The sequence below is a fragment of the Chloroflexia bacterium SDU3-3 genome (genome assembly GCA_009268125.1).
GTDB lineage: Bacteria > Chloroflexota > Chloroflexia > Chloroflexales > Roseiflexaceae > SDU3-3.
The window spans coordinates 693,185-714,123 of record WBOU01000001.1; the positions used below are offsets into that span (position 1 = coordinate 693,185).

Sequence of the window (20,939 nt, forward strand, 5' to 3'; positions counted from 1 at the left end):
TCACGGAGATAACGTAATGGCTACTGATACGAAAACGAACCCGGTCGATGTTCGGCCAGCAACCGAGTTCCGCGACCCGCTGCTGAACTCGAAGATCCCCACGGGGCCGATCGAGCAGCGCTGGGAGCAGCATAAGTTCGACATGAAGCTGGTGAACCCGGCCAACCGCCGCAAGTTCACCGTGATCGTGGTCGGCTCGGGCCTGGCGGGCGCCGCCGCCGCCGCCTCGCTGGGCGAGATGGGCTACAACGTCAAGTGCTTCTGCTACCAGGATAGCCCGCGCCGCGCCCACTCGATCGCGGCCCAGGGCGGCATCAACGCCGCCAAGAACTACCGCAACGACGGCGACAGCGTCTACCGCCTGTTCTACGACACCGTCAAGGGCGGCGACTTCCGCGCCCGCGAGTCGAACGTGTACCGCCTGGCCGAGGTCAGCGTGAACATCATCGACCAGTGCGTGGCCCAGGGCGTGCCCTTCGCCCGCGAGTACGGCGGCACCCTCGACAACCGCTCGTTCGGCGGCGCGCAGGTCTCCCGCACGTTTTACGCCCGTGGCCAGACCGGCCAGCAGCTGCTGCTGGGCGCGTACCAGGCGCTCTCGCGCCAGATCGGCGCGGGCACCGTGAAGATGTTCCCCCGCACCGAGATGGTCGACCTGGTGCTGGTGGATGGCAAGGCGCGCGGCATTGTGGTGCGCGACATGGTCACCGGCAAGATCGAGTCGCACGTGGGCGACTGCGTGGTGCTCTGCACCGGCGGCTACGGCAACGTGTTCTACCTCTCGACTAACGCCAAGGGCTGCAACGCCACCGCGATCTGGCGGGCGCACCGCAAGGGCGCGCTGTTCGGCAACCCCTGCTTCACCCAGATCCACCCAACCTGCATCCCGGTGTCTGGCGACTACCAGTCGAAGCTCACCCTGATGTCCGAGTCGCTGCGCAACGACGGCCGCATCTGGGTGCCCAAGCAGGCAGGCGACAAGCGCCGCCCACAGGACATCCCCGAGGCCGAGCGCGACTACTTCCTGGAGCGCCGCTACCCCTCGTTCGGCAACCTGGTGCCGCGCGACGTGGCCTCGCGCAATGCCAAGATGGTGTGCGATGAGGGCCGCGGCGTGGGCACCACCGGCCTGGGCGTGTACCTGGACTTCGCCGAGGCGATCAACCGCCTGGGCAAGGGCACGATCGAGGAGCGCTACGGCAATCTCTTCGACATGTACCACCACATCACCGCCGAGAACCCCTACGAGCAGCCGATGCGCATCTTCCCCGCCGTGCACTACACCATGGGCGGCCTGTGGGTCGACTACGAGCTGATGTCCACCATCCCGGGCCTGTTCGTGGCGGGCGAGGCCAACTTCTCCGACCACGGCGCGAACCGCCTCGGCGCGTCGGCGCTGATGCAGGGCCTGGCCGATGGCTACTTCGTGCTGCCCAACACCGTGGGCAACTACCTGGCCCAGACCAAGCAGGAGAAGGTTGACACCAACCACGAGGCGGTCCGCCAGGTGCAGAACGAGGCCGACGCGCAGGTGAAGCGGCTGCTCAACATCAAGGGCAAGCGCACTGTCGACTCCTTCCACAAGGAGCTGGGCAAGATCATGTGGGATGACTGCGGCATGGGCCGCACCGACGCCAGCCTCAAGCACGCGCTGGAGCGCATCCCCGAGATCCGCGCCGAGTTCTGGGAGAACGTGAACGTGCCCGGCAGCGATAGCGACCTCAACCAGTCGCTGGAGCGCGCGGGCCGCGTGGCCGACTTCCTGGAACTGGCCGAGCTGATGTGCGTGGACGCCCTGCACCGCACCGAGTCCTGCGGCGGCCACTTCCGCGAGGAGAGCCAGACCCCCGAGGGCGAGGCGCTGCGCGACGACGAGAACTTCTCGTATGTCGCCGCCTGGGAGTTCACCGGCGTGGGCAAGACCCCGGTGCTCCACAAGGAGCCGCTTGAGTTCGAGTACGTCCACCCGTCGCAGCGCAGCTACAAGTAGAGAGCCAGGGCGGCGCGGCTGGCCCCGCGCCAGCGCGCCGCCCGACACGGAGATACACCATGGATCTTACACTCAACGTCTGGCGACAGAAGGACGCCAACTCGCCGGGGAAGATGGTCACCTACCAGGCCAAAAACGTCAGCACCGAGATGTCCTTCTTGGAGATGCTCGACGTGGTCAACGAGGAGCTGACCAACAAGGGCGAGGAGCCGATCGCGTTCGACCACGACTGCCGCGAGGGCATCTGTGGCTCGTGCGGTGTGATGGTGAACGGCGTGGCCCACGGCCCCGGCAAGGGCGTGACGGCATGCCAGGTGCACATGCGCAGCTTCCACGATGGCGAGACGCTCACCATCGAGCCGTGGCGCGCGCGCTCCTTCCCGGTGCTGAAGGATCTGATCGTCGACCGCAGCGCGTTCGACCGGATCATCCAGGCCGGCGGCTTCACCTCGGTCTCGACGGGCAGCGCCCCCGAGGCCAACGCGATCCCGATCCCCAAGGAGAACGCCGACCTGGCCATGGATGCCGCCGCCTGCATCGGCTGCGGCGCGTGCGTGGCGGCCTGCCCCAACGCCTCGGCCATGCTGTTCACCTCGGCCAAGGTCTCGCAGCTGGCGCTGCTGCCCCAGGGCCAGCCCGAGCGCGCCGAGCGCGTGCTCGACATGGTGCAGCAGATGGACGCCGAGGGCTTCGGTGGCTGCACCAACTACGGCGAGTGCTCGGCGGTCTGCCCGAAGGAGATCAGCCTCGACTTCATCGCCAAGCTCAACCGCGAGCTGATCGCGGCCACCGTGAGCCACGGCGGCAAGAAGCGCCGCCGCCAGGAGCCGGTGGGCAAGTCCAAGTAGCCCAACGACAGACGCACAGCAATGCCGGATGGAGCATACTCCATCCGGCATTGCTGTGCGTCCCGCCACGCAGGCGTGCTGCCGACCACTGGCGGCCTAGACCAAGCGCTACAGCTTGGCGTAGTTCTCCTTCAGGGTCTGCGCCGAGCGCTGGAAGGCCTCGATCTCGTCCTTCGCCAGCTGGATGTTCAGCACCTCCTCCATGCCGCTGCGGCTCACGATCGAGGGCAGGCTGATCGCCATGCCCTCGACCCCGAACTGGCCGTGTAGCGGCGTGCTGACCGTGAGCACACTGTGGCGATCCTTCAGGATGGACTCCACCAGCGTATGCAGGCCCAGGCCGATGGCGTAGTAGGTGGCCTTCTTGCGGCGGATGATCTCGTAGGCGGCGTTGCGGGTCTGGAACAGGATGTCGTCCATGGCGGCCTGATCGTAGCCGCGCCCGTTCGAGCCGACAAAGTCTCGCAGGCGCACGCCCGCGATGTTGGCCAAGCTCCAGACCGCCAGCTCGCTGTCGCCGTGCTCGCCGATGATATAGGCATGCACGCTGCGCGGGTCAACCTGGTAGTACTCGCTCAGCAGGTAGCGGAAGCGCGCCGTGTCCAAGATCGTGCCCGAGCCGATCACCTGGCCGGGGCGCAGGCCCGCCGTCTCGCAGGCGATGTAGGTCATGATGTCGACCGGGTTCGAGGCGATCAGGATCAGACCATCGGGGTTGTACTTCACCACCTCGGGGATGATCGAGCGCATGATCGCGGCGTTCTTGCTCAGCAGCTCCAGGCGGGTCTCGCCGGGCTTCTGGTTCAGGCCTGCGGTGATCACCGTCACCTCGGCCCCGGCCAGCGCCGAGTAGTCGCCCGCGTAGATCTTCATGGGGCCGACAAACGGCAGGCCGTGGTTCAGGTCCATAGCCTCGCCCTCGGCGCGTGCGTTGTCCACATCGATCAGCACCAGCTCGTTCGCCGTGCCCTGCTGCATCAGCGAGTACGCGAAGGATGCGCCGACAAACCCCGTGCCTACGAGACCAACTTTTCCGGTCGCGTTCATAGGACCAACTCCTTCCGCTGCCCGGTCGCGGCGGGCTGCGATGGCTCACAGCAGGCGGGCGACGCGGCGCTTAAAGGCTGACTTACATCTTAGTACGTATGCTACCAGAAAAGCGACGTAAACAAAATAGGTCGCTTTTCTCTTGACATGTGAAAAAAGTATCAGGCTATACGAGGCGGTGGTAGGCCAGCCAGATTATTTCCTAGCGCAGCAGAAAATAGTATCGCCGCGTGATCACACCCTCTTAACAAAGAGAAACTATTTACACTCCAACGGCCCGAGGCCTTCGCCCCGGGCCGTTGGACATGGCGACGCTGGCCGCTAGGCTACTTGGCCCACAGGTTCTCCAGCTGGTGCGACAGCAGCCCGGTGGCGAACCAGGCCCAGTTCTGGTCGTAGTAGTTGTCCTTCTCGCCCCAGTACGACCCGGCGGGCGAGGTATGGTAGGCCCGCGCGATCTTCTGCTGGTAGACCTGCTCGGCCAGCTCGGGGCTATCGCTAAACATCAGCTGGCCGATCGCGCCCGCGTACATCGAGATCGACTCGTAGGGCGAGGCCACACTGCCATCGGCATCGTAGGCTGCGGCCAGCTTGCCATCGCGCTGGAAGGCCCGCGATGGCAGATCCATACCCGCGAGGGCCTCGGCGGCGCGCGGGTCGTGGAACCACTGCCAGTCGAGCGCGACACGCCACGGGGTGCGGCTGGCATCGTAGGAGAACTGGTCGGCGTACTCGCCAAACTGTGGCGCGGGCTTGATCGTGCCGGTCGTCGCATCTAGGGCGATCCAGTTGGGCACGGTGCCGCTCCCCTTGCCAAAGCGCGCATCGCTGCGGATCTGAGCCAGGATCTGGTAGCTGCTCTCAGTCAGCTCATCCCAGGGCGTGCCAGGGTCGGCCTGCGCAAAGATGCGGTAGGCGTAGGGCGCGAGGTACGAGGGGTTCACCACGGGGTCACCCGCTGTGGCCCACGCGCCAGCCGCCAGCACGCGCTGGCCACGCACATCGACCGTCAGGTCGCTCCAGATGCCGCGCATGATCTGCCGCGCCTCGTCGGCGTAGCGAGGCTCGTCCCAGCGGCGGCTGGCGAACAGCAGCGCCAGCGCGACATCCTGATCGGCATCGCTGGCCGCGCCACGGTCGGCCACGCCGTACTCGCCGCTGGGCAGCTTGTCCCACAGCCAGGCCAGCAGGCCATTCGGCTGCTGCAGGTTGGCCTTGGTCCAGCCCCACACCTGATCGAAGGTGGCGCGGTCGTCGATAAATATCGCCCGCAGCATAGCGTAGGACTGGCCCTCGGATGTGGTCTTGCCGCCAGCGCCCCGGTCGATCACCCGCCCGCCCTCGATAAAGGCGCTGCGGTAGCTCGCCCACGAGTCGCGCATGATACTCGCGGCCTGGGGCACACTGGGGCTGTGCATCATATACACGCTCACTGGCCATGCGCCCATGTCGAAGGTCTTCAGCGGGATGGCGGCGGCCAGCGCCTGATCGAGCAGCGGGTCGTGCATGCGGCTGGCGTCGCCCAGCATCTGGTTGGTGGTGATGATATAGTCGATCGAGCGCCAGTCGCCGCCAAACACACCGTTGCGGATGGCCGGGTCGTCGCTCACCTTCCAGTAGTAGTGCGCATTGGGGAAGGCCTGACCATCGGGCGCGGCGTGCAGGTCGAGCCACATCGACTGATCGATCACGATCTTGGCATCGTGCGGGATGTTGGCGCGCACCCAGGCGGCGGCGGCGGCGTGCACATCGGCCTGCTTGCTGCGCCAGAGCGAGAGCGTGTCGTAGCGAAACTCTAGGTGGGGGTTGTGGTAGCTGAGCGAGATACACCACAGGCATGCGGCCACCGCCGCCACGCGGCCAAGCGTGGCCGCCTGGGCAGCGCGGGCACCCATGCGTGCGAGGCCGTGGCGCATGGCATCGAGCGCCATCCCCAGCACCGCGCCGAGGCAGATGGCCTGCAGCGGCAGCAGCGGCACGAGGTAAAAGGGCAGCGTCACCCCGCCGCGCCCGATGAACAGCCACAGCGACAGCGCCATCAGCGCCACCATGCCCAGCGTACGCCGCCAGGGCAGCATAACCAGCGATGCCAGCATCGCGGCCAGGCCGCCCACCAGCAGCAGCGGCTCCTCCTGCCGCCAGGTGCGGATGGCGCTCCACACCCCGCTGTGCAGCGAGAGCAGCCCCGCATCGCGCTCGCGCGCCGACTGGTAGGCCAGCGAGCCGATCAGGCTCACGTGCGAGTCGATCCCGCCAGCGGTGGTGCCGCTGGGCAGCAGCTCGCCCTTCAGGAAGGCCAGCAGCGGGTAGAGCGAGAACAGGCAGCACACGATCGTCACCCAGCCGATCACCGCCATCCAGCGCTGCGCGCCTTTGGTCTGGCAGGCCACCACGCAGGCCAGCGCGGGGATGAGGAAGATCGTCAGCTCCTTCGAGAGAATAGAGATACCGAGGGCCGCGGCGCTGAGCCAGATCCGGCTGAGCGAGGGTTTCGGCCAGACCAGCAGCGCCAGGCTGGCCAGCATCCAGAACGTGGCGATATTATCCAGCAGGATGCGGCGGTGGTAGTACAGCCCATAGCCCGAGAGTGAGAAGGCCAGGGTGGCGATAGTGGCCGCCATCACGCTGCCGGAGACGCGCCGGGTGATCGCATAGACCATAGCCACCGCGCCCACCTGCATCAGAAACATGAGCAGGCGGCCAGTCACCAGTGGGCCACCCAGGCTGTACATGCCGCCGGTGAACTGCACCCACAGCGCCAGCTGCACCCAGCCGCCCGGCGCGTGGTCGTACCAGTAGGTGTATGGGGCCAGCTGGCGGTGGTTGATCAGCGACCACGCCTGCGCCATGTAGGTGCCCTCATCGCTTTCAAAGTAGGGGAAGTGGAACATGTTGTAGCCATGGGCCAGCGCCGCCAGCAGCACCAGCGCGATCGCCCACAGCAGCTCGGCGTGGCGCGCCAGCCAGCCGCTGGCCGACTGAGCAGCACCGGTCATTTCGTCCGCCTGTCCCGATACGGTAGTGATTGCGTGAGAGCGAGGGGTCATAGCGTTACCTCTGTACTAGAATGATCTTGAGATGTTATTTATTATGCCCAACGATTTATTCAAGCCAAAGCTAGCGCCGGCCCACAGCAGGGAGCGTGTGACAATGGGCCAGATCGCAGCCTATGACGTGGGGAAAAAGGGCTAGGCGCGGCGGTGTGCGCCTAGGTGGCGGGTCTTCTCCCAGCCGGTCTCGCGGCGGGTCTCACGCCAGATAGCGCGCACCGCGCTGAGGCCCATCATCAGCTGGTAGGGCACGTAGGTGAGCGCCATCTGCACGGGCAGCCAGAGCGGGAAGCGCAGCTTGAACTCGCGCGAGAACATCCACGCGCCGATCACCGAGACCACAAACTGCATCACAAAGGCGTACAGCGGCAGGAACGACACCAGCGTCACGCCCAGCGGCAGCCGCAGCCACAGCACCGACAGCAGCATCGCCGGCCACAACAGCAGCAGGAAGCCCTGGAACAGCGGGTAGGAGAGGGTGTAGACCGCCAGCAGCCGCTGGGCCAGCGTCGGCAGCCGCAGCCAGTCGCCCTTGGCCAGCACCTGCAGGAAGCCCTGGTGCCAGCGGGTGCGCTGCTTGATAAACTGCTCGGCGGTGTCGGGCGTCTCCTCGCGGGTGACGTGCTGGGCATCATAGACCACGCGGATCGGCTCGCCCAGGATGCTCAGGCGGATGCCGATATCGGCATCCTCGGTGAGGCACTGCTCGTCCCAGCCGCCGACCTGCTCCAGCAGATCGCGGCGGAGGAACACTGTGTTGCCGCCCAGCGGCACCATGCCATGGTGGGCGTGGAAGTGCAGGCGGCTCTTGAACCAGAAGAAGTACTCTAGGCAGTTGTGGCAGCTGAACCAGTGATCGGTGTAGTTCATCAGCTGCACGCCCGCCTGCACCACGCCCACCTGCTCGCGCAGCATCACTGTGTTGATCACGTTGAAGATCTGCGCGTCGATATCATCCTCGGCGTCGAAGATCGTGACCACCTGATTGTGCGTGCGGCGCAGGCCGATGTTCAGGCCGTGCGGCTTGTTGATCGGGCCATCGGCGAAGACCTCGACCCAGATGCGCGGCGAGCCGATCTCGGCGATAGCGCGCCTGGCCTCGGCGATGGTGCCCAAATCATCGCTGTGGCAGATCACCACCACCTCAAGCAGATCGTGCGGGTAGCTGGCCGCCCAGACCTTGTGGATGGTCTGGTAGATCACCGCCTCTTCGTGGCGGGCGGGCAGCAGCACAGCGAAGCTGGTGCGAGCTGGCTCGTAGCTGGTGGGGCCGCCGCTCGCCGCCAGGCGCTCGGGCTTCTCCCAGGTGTAGAGCATCAGGTAGAGCGAGGAAAGCGACTGAAACAGCATGAAGAAGATCAGCCCAAGGATCACATAGGCCTGCCACTGCCCATTGGCCAGCCAGTGGATCAGCAGCAGCACACCCACCATCCCAGCCCCCACAGCACCATAGGCCACCCATGCTCGCCAGCTGCGAAGAAAGCTTTTTCGTATCATAGTTGGCTGATTGGAACTGGCAGGCAGGCCCGGCCAGAGCCAATGTGAAAAAAGCAGATAGTTGACGCCCGACGCCACAGCAACCGCAAGCAGGTTGCTGACCGGGTAGGCGATGCCAAGCATTGATACGATAGCAGACAGCAACATGCTGGTGAGCGCCATCGTTGCGCATGCCATCCCGTGGAAGAGCGTCAGATGCTTCACCCCGGTGGCCTCGTGGTGAAACATAAAGGCGCAGTGCAGCAGATAGGTGTGGATAAGACCGATTTCACTGGAGATGAGCGATGCTTCAAGCATAGGAAGATGCACTTGTTCGCGTAGCAGCATGAGCGCAATAGTATTTATCGTCAGTGCGGCGATTCCGATGCTTGCAAGATAGTGATTTTTCTGACGCGAAATGTGTGCATTTCTCATATATTTCTCGTGTTATCAGGTAGATGTATGCGAGATAGGTGCGTTTAATTTTGTATCGCGCCTACTTGTGGCTGGTGCCAAGATGCAGCGGAGACTTGCGGCGGTGGGCAACGAGCGACTGGAAGCGCAGGCGAAGCACCATCAGGGCGGCCTCGCGCACAATGCTGCGCGACATCTTGGAAGCGCCAGCCACACGGTCGGGGAAGATGATCGGGATCTCGCAGATCCGCAGACCGGCCAGGAAGCAGCGGTAGTTCATCTCGACCTGGAAGGCGTAGCCGCTGGACTGAAGCCGATCGATATTCACCGCCCGCAGGGCATCGGTGCGGAAACACTTATAGCCGCCGGTGCAGTCGCGGATAGGCATGCCCAGCACCAGCCGGGCGTAGAGGCTGCCACCCTTGCTGATGATATGGCGCATCAGGCTCCAGTTTTCGGCGTGGCCGCCGCGAATATTGCGCGAGCCGAGCACCACATCGTAGCGGTCGGCGGCCAGGGCCAGCATCTGCTGCAGGTAGCAGGGCTGGTGCGAGAAATCGGCATCCATCTCGCACACAAAGCGGTAGCCACGCTGAAGGCCATAGCGAAAGCCCGCGATATAGGCCGTGCCAAGGCCCTGCTTACCCGCGCGCCGCAGCAGCTGGATGCGGTCGCTCTGCGCGGCCATGGCGGCCACAAGATCGCCAGTGCCATCGGGCGAGGCGTCATCCACCACCAGCACATCGAAGGCTGCACCCTGGGCCAGAACCTCGGCAAGCAATCGCTCGATATTGAGCGCCTCGTTGTAGGTGGGAATAACGACAAGACACGAGTGCGGCACGTCAATAGGGAACAGAGACGCTGGGGCAGGTGTGTAGCTGGGGGTTGAGCAATCGGTGTTCATCCTACGGCATCCTTTCTGTGCGACAGCGTGCCATCCATCAGCACATGCGACATCGCATCTTTATTTGGGTAGCTTTATGAACTCTTTCCTTTGTGGCTACAAATATTTGTCAGGCAAAATACTTGAGATTCCCTGACACCGTGAGTGTATCATAGCGGAGGCTCATGGTGATAGTCAATACTGTGAGGGAATTTATACATTATTTAATAATGGTAAATACGGTTTTACGGCTTCTCAATCGTATATACAAGGGTCGAGCAAAGCGGCCCTCGGCATACCCGCTTTAAAAAAGCACGGATGAATGCGGTTCTGTGAGCAAATAGAAGCAAAGCAACCGCAGATCGTTTCCGCATTATCGATTAAAAATGTGCAGAAACGTGACCTGATGCAAAATTCTACCGTTTGCGGCCCAAAGAAGGTATGGTACAATCTGCTCTGTTCCATACGAAAAAGATAACAAACCTATGCATTCACAGATCACCTTGTTGGTTGCGCTCCTGATCGGAAGCCTGGGCATTGTCGTACTCTGTGCATTCTGGCTGACCCGGCCTAGAAAGCCAGCGCCGCAGCTCAGGCGGCCAGCAGCCACCCAGGCCAAGCGCCCCGCTGCCGCCCCCGTGCACCAGGCGGCGGCGATACCTGCGCGCCCACCCGCCGAGCTTGCGCCACAGCAGTTTCTCGCCCAGCAGCTCTCCGCGCCGCCAGACCACCCGCCTAAAGGGCCGCGCAGCGCATCCTACGCGGCTGTCACCACCCTACTCACCCCCGCCGAGCAGTCCTTCCTGGCCGTGCTGCGCGAGGCCGCGCCCGACCATATGATGATCTGCCCGCAGGTGCGGCTGGCCAATCTTGTGCACCCAACCGCGCGTAACCGCAAGCAGAACCAGTACGATTTCTACCGCATCCAGGCCAAGTGTGTCGATTTTGTCCTATGCGACACGGCCACCACCGCACCGCGTCTGGTGATCGAGCTGGATGACCGCTCGCACGACCGGCCCGACCGCCAGGCCCGCGATGCGTTTGTGGACAGCACGCTGGGCGAGGTGGGCATGCCCATTTTGCATGTGCGCTGGCAGCGCAGCTACGACGCCCAGCAGATCCGCGAGGCCATCCGCGTCAAGCTGAACATGCGAACACAGCCCGTGGCAGCCGCCAGCGTCGCAGCAGCAGGCGCACCTGTGGCGGGCGGCTGGCTGACGCCGATCGCCGCCGAGGTGCGCGAGGTGGGCGCTGTGGTGGCGGTGCGCTGCCGCTCGTGCCTGCGCGACATGCCGCAGGGCGTGGCGTTCTGCCCGGCGTGCGGCGCTAGGTCAAGCTAGACGGCCCCTTGACACAGTGCCCAGGCACCGCACGCCAAGGGCTAAAGCGCCGCCAGCTCGGGCAGGATCTCGCGGCCAAACTGCGCGATAGTGGACAGGTCGTGGGCCATGGGGATGTCGAAGATCACGTGGTGGAAGCCTAGCCCCGCCAGCATGCGACATGTAGCTACGATCTCGGATGCGGACTGGCCGGGGAAGGTGTTGACCATGGCGGTCAGCTCGATCTCCTCGAAAGGGCGACCGACGGCCTCGCAGTGGCCGCGCAGCACATCCAGCTTGTGGCGCAGCACATCCGGCCCCGGCATAGCGAACAGGTTGCAGGCATCGGCGTACCGGGCCACCAGCCGCAGGGTCTTCTGCTCGCCGCCGCCGCCCACTAGGATGCGCGGGCGGGGCCGCGAAATCGGCTGGGGGTGGCACAGTGGGTCTTCGAGCGTGTAGTGCGCGCCGTGAAAGGGCGTGCGGTTGTCCGACCACATCTGGTGGGCGATCTGCAGGGTCTCCTCCAGGCGCTCGAAGCGCTCCTTGAGCGGCGGGAACGGGATGCCCAGGCTGCGGGCCTCGACATCGTTCCAGGCCGCGCCGATGCCCAGGTAGGCCCGCCCACCCGAGAGCACATCCAGGCTGGTCACGGTCTTCACCAGCACGCCGGGGTGGCGGTAGGCCGCGCCGGTGACGAGGGTGCCCAGCCGCACGCGCCGCGTGGCGGCGGCCAGGAAATTGAGCACGCTGTAGCCTTCGAGCATGGGGTCTTCAGGCTGGCCCACATAGCCGATCTGGAAGAAATGATCCATGGCCCAGATGCTGGCGAAGCCCGCCTCTTCGGCGGCTTGGCCTATCGCGATCAGGTGCGCACCGATCTGAGCGTCGCCGCCGGGCCAGAGAAAGCGTGAGATGGTCAGTCCAGCTCGCATGTCGTTGTACCCCTCTATGATACGCAGCCAAAACTCGTTTGGCAGGCGTAGTATACGACAGGCGAAGGATCTGTGCGAATAGCGCGGTTATCGTACTGAACCAAGAGATTTCGGGCAAGAATGGGGCTTTGCGCACTGATTCAGCGCTAAGCGCAGGGGATGAGCGGCCAAAAATACAAAAGCGCAGCGACAGCAGCGGCCTGGCCCATCACGCGAGGTGGGCGCGCGGCTGCCGCTGGCCATGATCCGCACCGCAGCGACGAGGCCGCGCGGGCCAAGGCTGGCTCACTTTTCCCAAACAGCAGCCTGCGGGCGCGGTCACTCCTCGTCGCGCAGGCGGTAGCCCACGCCCAGCTCGGTCATCAGGTAGTAGGGGCGGGCTGGCTCGCGCTCAATCTTGCGGCGCAGCTGGCCGATGTAGACGCGCAGGTACTGGGCCTCGGTGCCGTAGCCCGGCCCCCAGACCTCGGTGAGCAGCTGGCGGTGGGTGACGACCTGGCCCGCGTGGCGGATGAGCGTGCTGAGCATGCGGTACTCGATCGGCGTCAGGTGGACCTCGGCGTCGTCGACCCAGACGTGGCGGCGCACCAGATCGACGCGCAGCCCGCCGACGCGGAAGGCGGTGTCGGCCAGCGGCTGGGCGCTGCGGGCGTGGTGGCGCAGCGACACGCGGATGCGGGCCAGCAGCTCGCCGGTGCCAAACGGCTTGGTCAGATAGTCGTCCGCGCCCGCGTCGAGCGCGGCGATCTTGTCCTGCTCGCGCCCACGGGCCGAGAGCACGATGATCGGGATGCTGGCCCAGCTGCGCAGCTCGGCGATGACCTGGAGGCCGTCGATGTCGGGCAGGCCGAGGTCGAGGATGATCAGGTCGGGCTGCTCTAGCGTGGCGGCACGCAGGCCATCGCCGCCGGTCACCGCCTCGCGGTAGCGAAACTCGTGGGCCTGCAGGGTGGCGCGCAGGAAGCGCCGGATGGGGGCCTCGTCTTCGATCACCAGCACCAGCGGCTGGCTGCCTAGCTCGGTCATGCGGTCGCTCCTCTCGTACCAGATCGTGGTCTGTGCCTGCCAGCGGGCTAGGCATCTGCGCCAGCATGGAAAATGCCTGTCGGCTCATGGTATGTCGCGCCAGCAGCTCACTCGGCGGGCAGGGCGGGCGGCTGGCCATCCAGCGGGATGGTGAAGCTGAAAACCGCGCCGCCGCCGGGGCGCTGCTCGGCCCAGATCTGGCCGCCGTGGGCGTCGATGATGCCCTTGCAGATGGCCAGGCCCAGCCCCGAGCCGTGCAGGCTCGCGCCCGAGGCGCGGTAGAACTTCTCGAACACGCGGGCCTCCTCGCCGGTCGGGATGCCCGGCCCGCGGTCGGCCACCGCGACCCGCACCGCGCCCGCCTGCGGTGCCACGCCGATCGCGATCGGCGTGCCCTCGGGGGTGTGCTTGAGCGCGTTCTCCAGCAGGTTGACCAGCACCTGCTCGATCAGCACGCCGTCGATCGGCACCAGCGGCGTATCGTCGGGTATGGCCACATCCAGCGGGCGCGCGGCGAGCTGGGCATCCAGCCGGGTGAGCGCAGCGCCCACCACCTCCTCCAGCGGCTGCCACTCCTTGGCCACCGTGATCGCACGCGACTCGATGCGGGTCATGTCCAGCAGGTTGCTGACCAGGCGGCTGAGCCGGGCCGACTCGGCGAGGATGGCCTGGGCCAGGTCGGCGCGCACGTCCTCGGGCAGCGCGGGGCCGCCCTCGATCAGGCTGCTGGATGCGCCGGTGATCGTGGCCAGCGGCGTGCGCAGATCGTGCGAGACGGTGGAGAGCAGCGAGGCGCGGATGCGCTCGGTCTCGACCTGCACCTGGGCTTGGCGGGCCTCGTCGGCGAAGGAGAAGCGCTCGATGGCTAGGCCGATCTGGTTGGAGAACACCTCCAGCAGGCGGCGCTGGTCGGCCACCAGCAGCGAGCGCATGTCGCCCGCGCGCACGCCCAGCACGCCCACCGCCCCGCGCGAGGCCCGCAGCGGCACATAGAGCGCGCTGGCCAGCGGCAGGGTGTTGGTGCCGTGGCCAGCCATTTCGCCGTGGTCGAAGGCCCACTGGGCCACGCCCAGCTCGGATGCGTCGGGCGCAAAGATCATGCGGGTGGTGATGCCCTCGCCCCACCAGCCGCTCAGCTGGCCCCAGGGCTGAAGCCGCCCACCGCCCACCGGCAGCAGCAGCACGGCCTGGCACTCGAAGGTCTCGCTCACGTGCACCACGGTGGAGCGCAGCAGCTGCTCCATGCTGCGCTGGCTGACCAGGGCGCGGCTGAGCGCGTAGAGCGCGGCGGTGCGGCGCTCGCGGGCGGCGGCGGAGTCGGCGCGCTGGCGCAGCTGCACGGTGAGCGTGCTGAACACTAGGCTGACGGCCAGCATGGCCCCGAAGGTCCAGATATACTGCACATCCGAGACGGCGAAGGTGAAGAACGGGCGCACGAAGAAGAAGTCGAACGCGGCCACGCTGAGCAGCGAGGCCAGCACCGACGGCCCGCGCCCGAGCTTGGTGGATGCCAGCAGCACGCCCATCAGGTAGATCATCACCAGATTGGCCGACTCGAAGAAGGGGTGGGTGAAGGAGGCCAGCACGGTGCAGACCGCCACCACCAGCACCGACCAGCCGTAGGCGCTGGCCGAGCTGGTGGGGTGAAGCGGCACCTCGGCGATGGGCGGGGTATCCTCGGCCTCGTCGGTGATCACCTGCACGTCGATCCCGCTCACCTGGCGCAGCAGGTCATCCACCACCGACCCAAACAGCGCGTCCTTCCAGCGCGGGCGGCGCGGCCTGCCCACGATGATCCGGCTGACGTTGCGCTGGCGGGCGTAGGCCGCGATCTCGTCGCCCGCACGGGCCGCGCTGCGGGTGGCAGTCTCGGCCCCCAGCTGCTCGGCCAGGCGGATGGCCTGCAGCACGTGGTCGCGGCGGGCCTGGGGCAGGCGGGCGTGGGCGGGCAGCTCGACGTAGAGCACCAGCCAGGCCGCGCGCATGCGGCTGGCCATGCGCCGCCCGGCGCGCACCAGGCGCATGGCCTCGGGCGCGGGGCTGATGCAGACCAGCAGGCGCTCGCGGGCGGGCCACGGCTCGGCGATGGCCTTATCCTCGCGGTAGTCCTGCATCTGGGCGTCCACCCGCTCGGCGGTGCGGCGCAGCGCCAGCTCGCGCAGAGCGATCAGGTTGCCCTTGCGGAAGAAGCTCTGGGCGGCGCGCTCGGCCTGCTGCGGGATGTAGACCTTGCCCTCGCGCATGCGCTGCAGCACCTCGTCGGGCGGGGTGTCGATCAGCTCGATGCTGTCGGCGCGCTCGATCACCACGTCGGGCACCGTCTCGCGCACCTGCACGCCGGTGATCTGGGCCACCACGTCGTTCAGGCTCTCGACATGCTGCACATTCACCGTGGTGTACACGTCGATCCCAGCATCGAGCAGCTCCTCGACGTCCTGCCAGCGCTTGGCGTGGCGCGAGCCGGGCGCGTTGGTGTGGGCCAGCTCATCCACCAGAATGAGCGACGGGCGGCGGGCCAGGGCCGCGTCGATATCAAGCTCGGCCAGAGTCACCCCGCGATACGCCAGATCGTGGCGGGGCAGCACCTCCAGGCCATCCAGCATGGCCTCGGTCTCGCGCCGCCCATGGGTCTCCACCACGCCCGCCACCACATCGGCCCCGGCGGCCCTGCGCTCGTGGGCCTCGGCCAACATGGCGTAGGTCTTGCCCACCCCCGGCGAGGAGCCAAAGAAGATCTTGAGGTGGCCCTGCGACTGGCGCTGGGTGTCGGCCTGCACGCGGGCCAGCAGCGCATCGGGGTCGGGGCGCGCGTATGTCATGTCATTCCTCGCCATACCTCCCCTACGCGGGGCAGAACACAAGCGATCTCCTCCCTCGCACAGCGGGAGGAGAAAGGCAGCGCAGGCCATCAGGGCGCGGTCGGGCTAGGCTAGAGCTGGATCTTGCCATCGAGCGCCAGGTTGAGCTTCAGCACGTTCACGCGCGGCTCGCCCAGCACGCCCAGCTGGCGACCCTCGGTAGCGCGGCCCACCAGCGCCTCCACATCACCCTGGCTCAGGCCGCGCGCGCGGGCCACGCGGGCCACCTGGTACGCGGCGGCTGCCGGGCTGATGTGCGGGTCGAGGCCGCTGGCCGAGGCCGTGACCAGATCTATCGGCACGGGCTGGCTGTTGCCGGGGTCGGCGGCGCGCAGCGCGTCAATTCGAGCCTGGGCGGCCTGCACCAGCGCCGGGTTCAGCGGGCCGTAGTTCGAGCCGGACGAGCCGGTGAGGGTGGCGGCGTTGAACGCGGTGTAGGGCGCGGGGCCGGTGGCCGAGAGCCGCCCCCAGAAGTACTGCGGCGCGCTAAACTCCTGGCCGATCAGCTCCGAGCCGAGCGCGCGGCCCTGCGCATCGCGCATGATACTGCCATTTGCCTGGTAGGGAAACAGCACCTGCGACAGGCCGGTAATGAGCAGCGGGTAGATCACGCCCGTGATCAGCGTGAGGATAGCCAGCGAGACGATGGCCGGGCGAATATGGCGTGTGAGATTCATTAAAAATGCTCCGAGAAAGCTATGCCATCTGTGAAAATACAAACGATAGAACAACAATGTGCTCCTTGCTCCCGCAGGCAGAGCGCCGCAGCGAGCGAGCCTCTGTGCCTGATGCAGCACGGAAATCAAACCCACCTGGCCCATGCGGCGAAGGTGCCGCTCGTGCAAACTGGCCATATGCACGAATGTCAGCCGCCAGGGAACAGCATAGGAACGCCCAAAATTGGCGTCCAGGGGCCACTCCCCTGGCGGGGGTTCAGGGGCGCGGAGCCCCTGACGCCGCCCGCGTAGGGCATCCACCCACCAAACAAGAGGAGCCATCCTCATCGGAGCCGCGCCCGGTCGGCCCGACGCAGAAACAACCCCAAAAGGAACACCCCGATACCGAAGCCCCATCAGACCCAGCCCAGCGCGGCCAGCAGCATATCGATCAGCTTGATGCCGATGAAGGGCACCACGATCCCGCCCACACCGTAGATCAGCAGATTGCGCTGCAGCAGCTGGGCCGCGCCTATCGCGCGGTAGCGAACGCCGCGCAGCGCCAGCGGGATCAGGAAGATGATGATCAGCGCGTTGAAGATCACCGCCGACGCGATCGCGCTCTGCGGGGTGGTCAGGCCCATCACGTTCAGGTGATTCAGCACCGGGTAGGTGCTGGCGAAGGCCGCCGGGATGATCGCGAAGTACTTGGCGATATCGTTGGCGATCGAGAAGGTCGTCAGCGCGCCGCGCGTCATCAGCAGCTGCTTGCCGATCTCCACCACCTCGATCAGCTTGGTCGGGTTGCTGTCCAGGTCGACCATGTTTCCGGCCTCTTTGGCCGCCTGGGTGCCGCTGTTCATGGCCACCGCCACGTCGGCCTGAGCCAGCGCCGGGGCGTCGTTGGTACCGTCGCCCGTCATGGCCACCAGCCGCCCGCCCGACTGGTACTCGCGGATGAGCTTCAGCTTGGCCTCGGGCGTGGCCTGGGCCAGAAAGTCATCCACCCCGGCCTCGGCGGCGATCGCGGCGGCGGTCAGCGGGTTGTCTCCCGTGATCATCACCGTCTTGATGCCCATGCGCCGCAGCTCGGCGAAGCGATCCTTGATGCCGCCCTTCACGATGTCCTTCAGCTGCACGGTGCCCAGCACGCTGGGGCCGTCGGCCACCACCAGCGGCGTGCCCCCGGCGCGGGCGATCTCCTCGACGGTGGCGCGCACCTCGCCGGGCAGGCTGCCGCCGCTCTCGGCCACGTAGCGCTCGACCGCATCGACCGAGCCTTTGCGGATGCGGTTGCCGTTCAGGTTCACGCCGCTCATGCGCGTCTGCGCGGTGAAGGGCACGAACTCGGCCTTCAGCGCGTGGATGTCGCGCTCGCGGATCTGGTAGCGGTCCTTGGCCAGCACCACGATCGAGCGGCCCTCGGGGGTCTCGTCGGCCAGGCTGGAGAGCTGGGCGGCGTCGGCCAGCTTGGCCTCGCTCACCCCCGGCGCGGGGATGAAGGCGGTGGCCTGGCGGTTGCCCAGCGTGATCGTGCCGGTCTTGTCCAGCATCAGCACATCCACATCGCCCGCCGCCTCGATGGCCCGCCCCGACATGGCGATCACATTGGCCTGGATCATGCGGTCCATCCCCGCGATGCCGATGGCCGAGAGCAGCCCGCCGATGGTGGTGGGGATGAGGCAGACCAGCAGTGCGACCAGCACCGTCACTGTCACCGGCTGGCCCTGGCCGTTGGCCGCCACGCTGAACAGCGAGAAGGGCAGCAGCGTGCAGACCGCCAGCAGGAAGATGATGGTGAGCGCGGCCAGCAGGATGTTCAGCGCGATCTCGTTGGGCGTCTTCTGCCGCTTCGCGCCCTCGACCATGCTGATCATGCGATCCAGGAAGGTCTCGCCGGGGTTGGCGGTGATCTGCACCACCAGCCAGTCCGACAGCACCCGCGTGCCGCCCGTCACCGCCGAGCGGTCGCCGCCGCTCTCGCGGATCACCGGGGCCGACTCGCCCGTGATCGCGCTCTCGTCCACCGACGCCACGCCCTCGATAGCCTCGCCGTCCATCGGCACAATGTCGCCTGCCTCCACCAGCACCACGTCGCCCTTGCGCAGGCTGGCCGCGCTGGTGCTGGCGTAGCGCGCGCCGTGGCGCGGCTCGTCCAGCTTCTTGGCCGCCACGTCGCGGCGGGCGGCCCGCAGCGTGTCGGCCTGGGCCTTGCCGCGCCCCTCGGCCATGGCCTCGGCGAAGTTGGCGAACAGCACCGTGAACCATAGCCAGATCGCGATAGTGAAGATGAAGCTCGGCGCGGCCTCGCCGGGGCCGACCAGGGCCTGCAGCCACAGCGCCGTGGTCAGCGCGGCCCCGATCAGCACCACAAACATCACCGGGTTGCGCACCTGGGCGCGCGGGTCAAGCTTTCTGAATGCGTCGAGCGCCGCGCGCCGCACGATCGGCGGGTCGAACAGCGGCCGCGCCTGCGAAGAGTCGTTCATCACTGCACCACCATCAGCATATGCTCAACAATCGGCCCGAGCGCCAGGGCCGGGATAAACGTCAGCGCCCCCACCAGGATCACCACGCCCACCAGCAGGGCCACGAACAGCGGGCCGTGCGTGGGCAGCGTGCCCGGCCCCGCCGGGACCAGCTGCTTGCGCGCCAGCGCCCCCGCGATGGCCAGCGTGGGGATGGCCAGCCAGTAGCGCGAGAGCAGCATGGCCAGGCCCAGCGCCACGTTGTAGAAGGGGTTGTTGGCCCCCAGCCCGGCGAAGGCCGAGCCGTTGTTGTTGCCCGCCGATGAGAAGGCGTACAGCACCTCGCTCAGGCCGTGCGCGCCGGGGTTGTAGACCGAGGTGTAGCCCACGCTCTGGTCGTACAGCGCGCCCCGGCCCCAGGGCGTCGCCACCGCCACCGCCGCGCCGATCAGCACCACCGCAGGCGGGATGAGAATGATCAGCGAGGCCATCTTCATCTCGTAGGACTCGATCTTCTTGCCCAGGTACTCCGGCGTGCGCCCGACCATCAGGCCCGAGATGAACACCGCGATGATCGCGAAGGTGAGCATGCCGTACAGGCCCGACCCAGCGCCGCCGAACACCACCTCGCCCAGCTGGATGAGAAACATCGGCACCATGCCGCCCAGCGGCGTATAGCTGTCGATCATCGAGTTGACCGAGCCGTTCGAGGCGGCGGATGTCGCCACCGTCCACAGCGCCGAGTTGGCGATGCCGAAGCGGGTCTCCTTGCCCTCCATATTGCCGCCCGCCTGCTCCTCGCTGGCGGCGGCGTCCACGCCCAGCGCCGCGATGCGCGGGTTGCCGCTCTGCTCGGCCCAGGCCGCGCCGCCCAGCAGCGCCACGAACACCACGGCCATGGCCGCGAACACTGCCCAGCCCTGCCGCGTGTCGCCCACCATCTTGCCGAAGGTGTAGCACAGCGCCGCCGGGATGAGCAGGATGGAGAGCACCTCGGCCAGGTTCGACAGCGGCGTGGGGTTCTCGAACGGGTGCGCCGAGTTCACGTTGAAGAAGCCGCCGCCGTTGGTGCCCAGCTGCTTGATCGCCACCTGCGAGGAGGCCGGGCCGAGCGGCAGAGTCTGGCTCGTCACCGCCGCGCCGTCGGCGGCCTGCTGCTGCTGGAGCAGCGGCACATCCTGGTAGGCGCTGAAGGTCTGCACCACACCCTGCGAGGTCTGGATGAGCGCCAGCGCGACCGAGAGCGGCAGCAGAATGTAGATCGTCGAGCGGGTCATGTCGACCCAGAAGCTGCCCAGCGTCTGCGCCGAGCGCCGCGAGATGCCCCGGATCAGCGCCACCAGCACGGCCATGCCGGTGGCCGCCGACACGAAGTTCTGCACGCCCAGCCCCAGCATCTGCGTCAGGTACGAGAGCGTGACCTCGCCGCCGTAGCTCTGCCAGTTGGTATTCGAGATAAAGCTCGCCGCCGTGTTGAAGGCCAGGTCGGGCGTGGTCGCGCCCAGCGCCTGCGGGTTGAGCGGCAGCGCGGCCTGCGCGCGCTGGAGCGCATAGACCACCACGAAGCCCAGCAGGTTGAACAGCAGCATGGCCACGGCATACTGCTTCCAGTCCATCTCCTCATCCTCGCCGCTGCCGAACATACGGTAGAGCAGCCGCTCGAACGGGCCGAGCAGCCGGTTGAGCAGGGCCGGCTCGCCAGCGTAGATGCGCGCCATGTACCAGCCCAGCGGCTTCACCAGCGCCAGCAGGATGACCAAGAAGATCACCAGCTGCATATATCCATACGGTGTCATCAGAATAGCTCCGGTCGCAGAAGCGCCACAAACAGATAGGCCAGCAGCACCAGCGCCACCACGCCGCCGATCAGAACCACCATCGCATCACCTCTACAGCTTCGCGCACAGCGCCACCAGCCCCCACGAGAGAGCGAAGAACGCTAGCGCCAGCCCAACATACACAAGATCCA

At 66.5% G+C, this 20,939-nt stretch carries 14 protein-coding genes; 3 read left to right on the forward strand and 11 right to left on the reverse strand.

Annotated features, from left to right (window positions below; translation table 11 throughout):
- Positions 1–16 precede the first annotated feature (16 nt).
- Together F8S13_02865 and F8S13_02870 are read left to right on the forward strand one after the other, a co-directional pair.
- The gene (locus F8S13_02865) at positions 17–1,990 is read left to right on the forward strand and encodes a fumarate reductase/succinate dehydrogenase flavoprotein subunit (GenBank protein KAB8146037.1); all 1,974 of its coding nucleotides are present in this window, start codon (positions 17–19) and stop codon (positions 1,988–1,990) included.
- Positions 1,991–2,049: 59 nt separating this feature from the next.
- The gene (locus F8S13_02870) at positions 2,050–2,838 is read left to right on the forward strand and encodes a succinate dehydrogenase/fumarate reductase iron-sulfur subunit (protein ID KAB8146038.1); all 789 of its coding nucleotides are present in this window, start codon (positions 2,050–2,052) and stop codon (positions 2,836–2,838) included.
- 108 nt (positions 2,839–2,946) lie between these two features.
- Here the strand turns inward: F8S13_02870 and F8S13_02875 are convergent, their stop codons facing one another.
- The 4 genes from F8S13_02875 to F8S13_02890 all read right to left on the reverse strand — a co-directional run bounded on the left by F8S13_02875 (position 2,947) and on the right by F8S13_02890 (position 9,729).
- Positions 2,947–3,885, reverse strand: coding sequence for an L-lactate dehydrogenase (locus F8S13_02875; GenBank protein KAB8146039.1), 939 nt, complete (start codon positions 3,883–3,885; stop codon positions 2,947–2,949).
- Between the two features lie 326 nt (positions 3,886–4,211).
- Complete coding sequence (locus tag F8S13_02880; protein KAB8146040.1) at positions 4,212–6,932, reverse strand: phospholipid carrier-dependent glycosyltransferase; 2,721 nt, start codon at positions 6,930–6,932, stop codon at positions 4,212–4,214.
- Between the two features lie 141 nt (positions 6,933–7,073).
- Positions 7,074–8,846: a glycosyltransferase gene (locus F8S13_02885; GenBank protein ID KAB8146041.1), complete on the reverse strand. Its 1,773-nt coding sequence runs from the start codon at positions 8,844–8,846 to the stop codon at positions 7,074–7,076.
- A 61-nt stretch (positions 8,847–8,907) separates the two neighbouring features.
- Positions 8,908–9,729, reverse strand: a complete 822-nt coding sequence (locus F8S13_02890) for a polyprenol monophosphomannose synthase (GenBank protein ID KAB8146042.1) — start codon at positions 9,727–9,729, stop codon at positions 8,908–8,910.
- 464 nt (positions 9,730–10,193) lie between these two features.
- On the opposite strand from F8S13_02890, the gene F8S13_02895 reads away from it, so the two are divergent.
- Entirely contained in the window at positions 10,194–11,048 is an 855-nt protein-coding gene (locus F8S13_02895) for a DUF2726 domain-containing protein (GenBank protein KAB8146043.1), read from the forward strand.
- A gap of 41 nt (positions 11,049–11,089) precedes the next feature.
- On the opposite strand, the gene F8S13_02900 is transcribed toward F8S13_02895, so the two are convergent.
- From F8S13_02900 to kdpF, 7 genes are all read right to left on the reverse strand, one after another.
- Positions 11,090–11,962 (reverse strand): LLM class F420-dependent oxidoreductase, encoded by an 873-nt coding sequence (locus F8S13_02900; protein KAB8146044.1) that lies wholly within the window; start codon positions 11,960–11,962, stop codon positions 11,090–11,092.
- A 318-nt stretch (positions 11,963–12,280) separates the two neighbouring features.
- Positions 12,281–12,988, reverse strand: coding sequence for a response regulator (locus tag F8S13_02905; GenBank protein KAB8146045.1), 708 nt, complete (start codon positions 12,986–12,988; stop codon positions 12,281–12,283).
- 107 nt (positions 12,989–13,095) lie between these two features.
- A complete protein-coding gene (locus F8S13_02910) occupies positions 13,096–15,807 on the reverse strand; it encodes a sensor histidine kinase KdpD (protein ID KAB8146046.1) in 2,712 nt (903 codons plus the stop codon).
- 110 nt (positions 15,808–15,917) lie between these two features.
- A complete protein-coding gene (gene kdpC, locus F8S13_02915; GenBank protein KAB8146047.1) occupies positions 15,918–16,523 on the reverse strand; it encodes a potassium-transporting ATPase subunit KdpC in 606 nt (201 codons plus the stop codon).
- A gap of 395 nt (positions 16,524–16,918) precedes the next feature.
- Positions 16,919–18,991: a potassium-transporting ATPase subunit KdpB gene (kdpB, locus tag F8S13_02920; protein KAB8146048.1), complete on the reverse strand. Its 2,073-nt coding sequence runs from the start codon at positions 18,989–18,991 to the stop codon at positions 16,919–16,921.
- Positions 18,991–20,766: a potassium-transporting ATPase subunit KdpA gene (gene kdpA, locus F8S13_02925; GenBank protein ID KAB8146049.1), complete on the reverse strand. Its 1,776-nt coding sequence runs from the start codon at positions 20,764–20,766 to the stop codon at positions 18,991–18,993. The genes kdpB and kdpA overlap by 1 nt, the downstream gene beginning before the upstream one ends.
- Positions 20,766–20,849 (reverse strand): K(+)-transporting ATPase subunit F, encoded by an 84-nt coding sequence (kdpF, locus tag F8S13_02930; protein ID KAB8146094.1) that lies wholly within the window; start codon positions 20,847–20,849, stop codon positions 20,766–20,768. Before kdpF ends, kdpA begins: the two co-directional genes overlap by 1 nt.
- Between the last annotated feature and the right edge of the window lie 90 nt (positions 20,850–20,939).

Excerpts from the sequence above, each read along its gene's own strand:
- F8S13_02865 (KAB8146037.1), top strand. The coding sequence starts at position 17 with ATGGCTACTGATACGAAAACGAACCCGGTCGATGTTCGGCCAGCAACC.
- F8S13_02870 (KAB8146038.1), top strand. The coding sequence starts at position 2,050 with ATGGATCTTACACTCAACGTCTGGCGACAGAAGGACGCCAACTCGCCG.
- F8S13_02875 (KAB8146039.1), bottom strand. The coding sequence starts at position 3,885 with ATGAACGCGACCGGAAAAGTTGGTCTCGTAGGCACGGGGTTTGTCGGC.
- F8S13_02880 (KAB8146040.1), bottom strand. The coding sequence starts at position 6,932 with ATGACCCCTCGCTCTCACGCAATCACTACCGTATCGGGACAGGCGGAC.
- F8S13_02885 (KAB8146041.1), bottom strand. The coding sequence starts at position 8,846 with ATGAGAAATGCACACATTTCGCGTCAGAAAAATCACTATCTTGCAAGC.
- F8S13_02890 (KAB8146042.1), bottom strand. The coding sequence starts at position 9,729 with ATGAACACCGATTGCTCAACCCCCAGCTACACACCTGCCCCAGCGTCT.
- F8S13_02895 (KAB8146043.1), top strand. The coding sequence starts at position 10,194 with ATGCATTCACAGATCACCTTGTTGGTTGCGCTCCTGATCGGAAGCCTG.
- F8S13_02900 (KAB8146044.1), bottom strand. The coding sequence starts at position 11,962 with ATGCGAGCTGGACTGACCATCTCACGCTTTCTCTGGCCCGGCGGCGAC.
- F8S13_02905 (KAB8146045.1), bottom strand. The coding sequence starts at position 12,988 with ATGACCGAGCTAGGCAGCCAGCCGCTGGTGCTGGTGATCGAAGACGAG.
- F8S13_02910 (KAB8146046.1), bottom strand. The coding sequence starts at position 15,807 with ATGACATACGCGCGCCCCGACCCCGATGCGCTGCTGGCCCGCGTGCAG.
- kdpC (KAB8146047.1), bottom strand. The coding sequence starts at position 16,523 with ATGAATCTCACACGCCATATTCGCCCGGCCATCGTCTCGCTGGCTATC.
- kdpB (KAB8146048.1), bottom strand. The coding sequence starts at position 18,991 with ATGAACGACTCTTCGCAGGCGCGGCCGCTGTTCGACCCGCCGATCGTG.
- kdpA (KAB8146049.1), bottom strand. The coding sequence starts at position 20,766 with ATGACACCGTATGGATATATGCAGCTGGTGATCTTCTTGGTCATCCTG.
- kdpF (KAB8146094.1), bottom strand. The coding sequence starts at position 20,849 with ATGGTGGTTCTGATCGGCGGCGTGGTGGCGCTGGTGCTGCTGGCCTAT.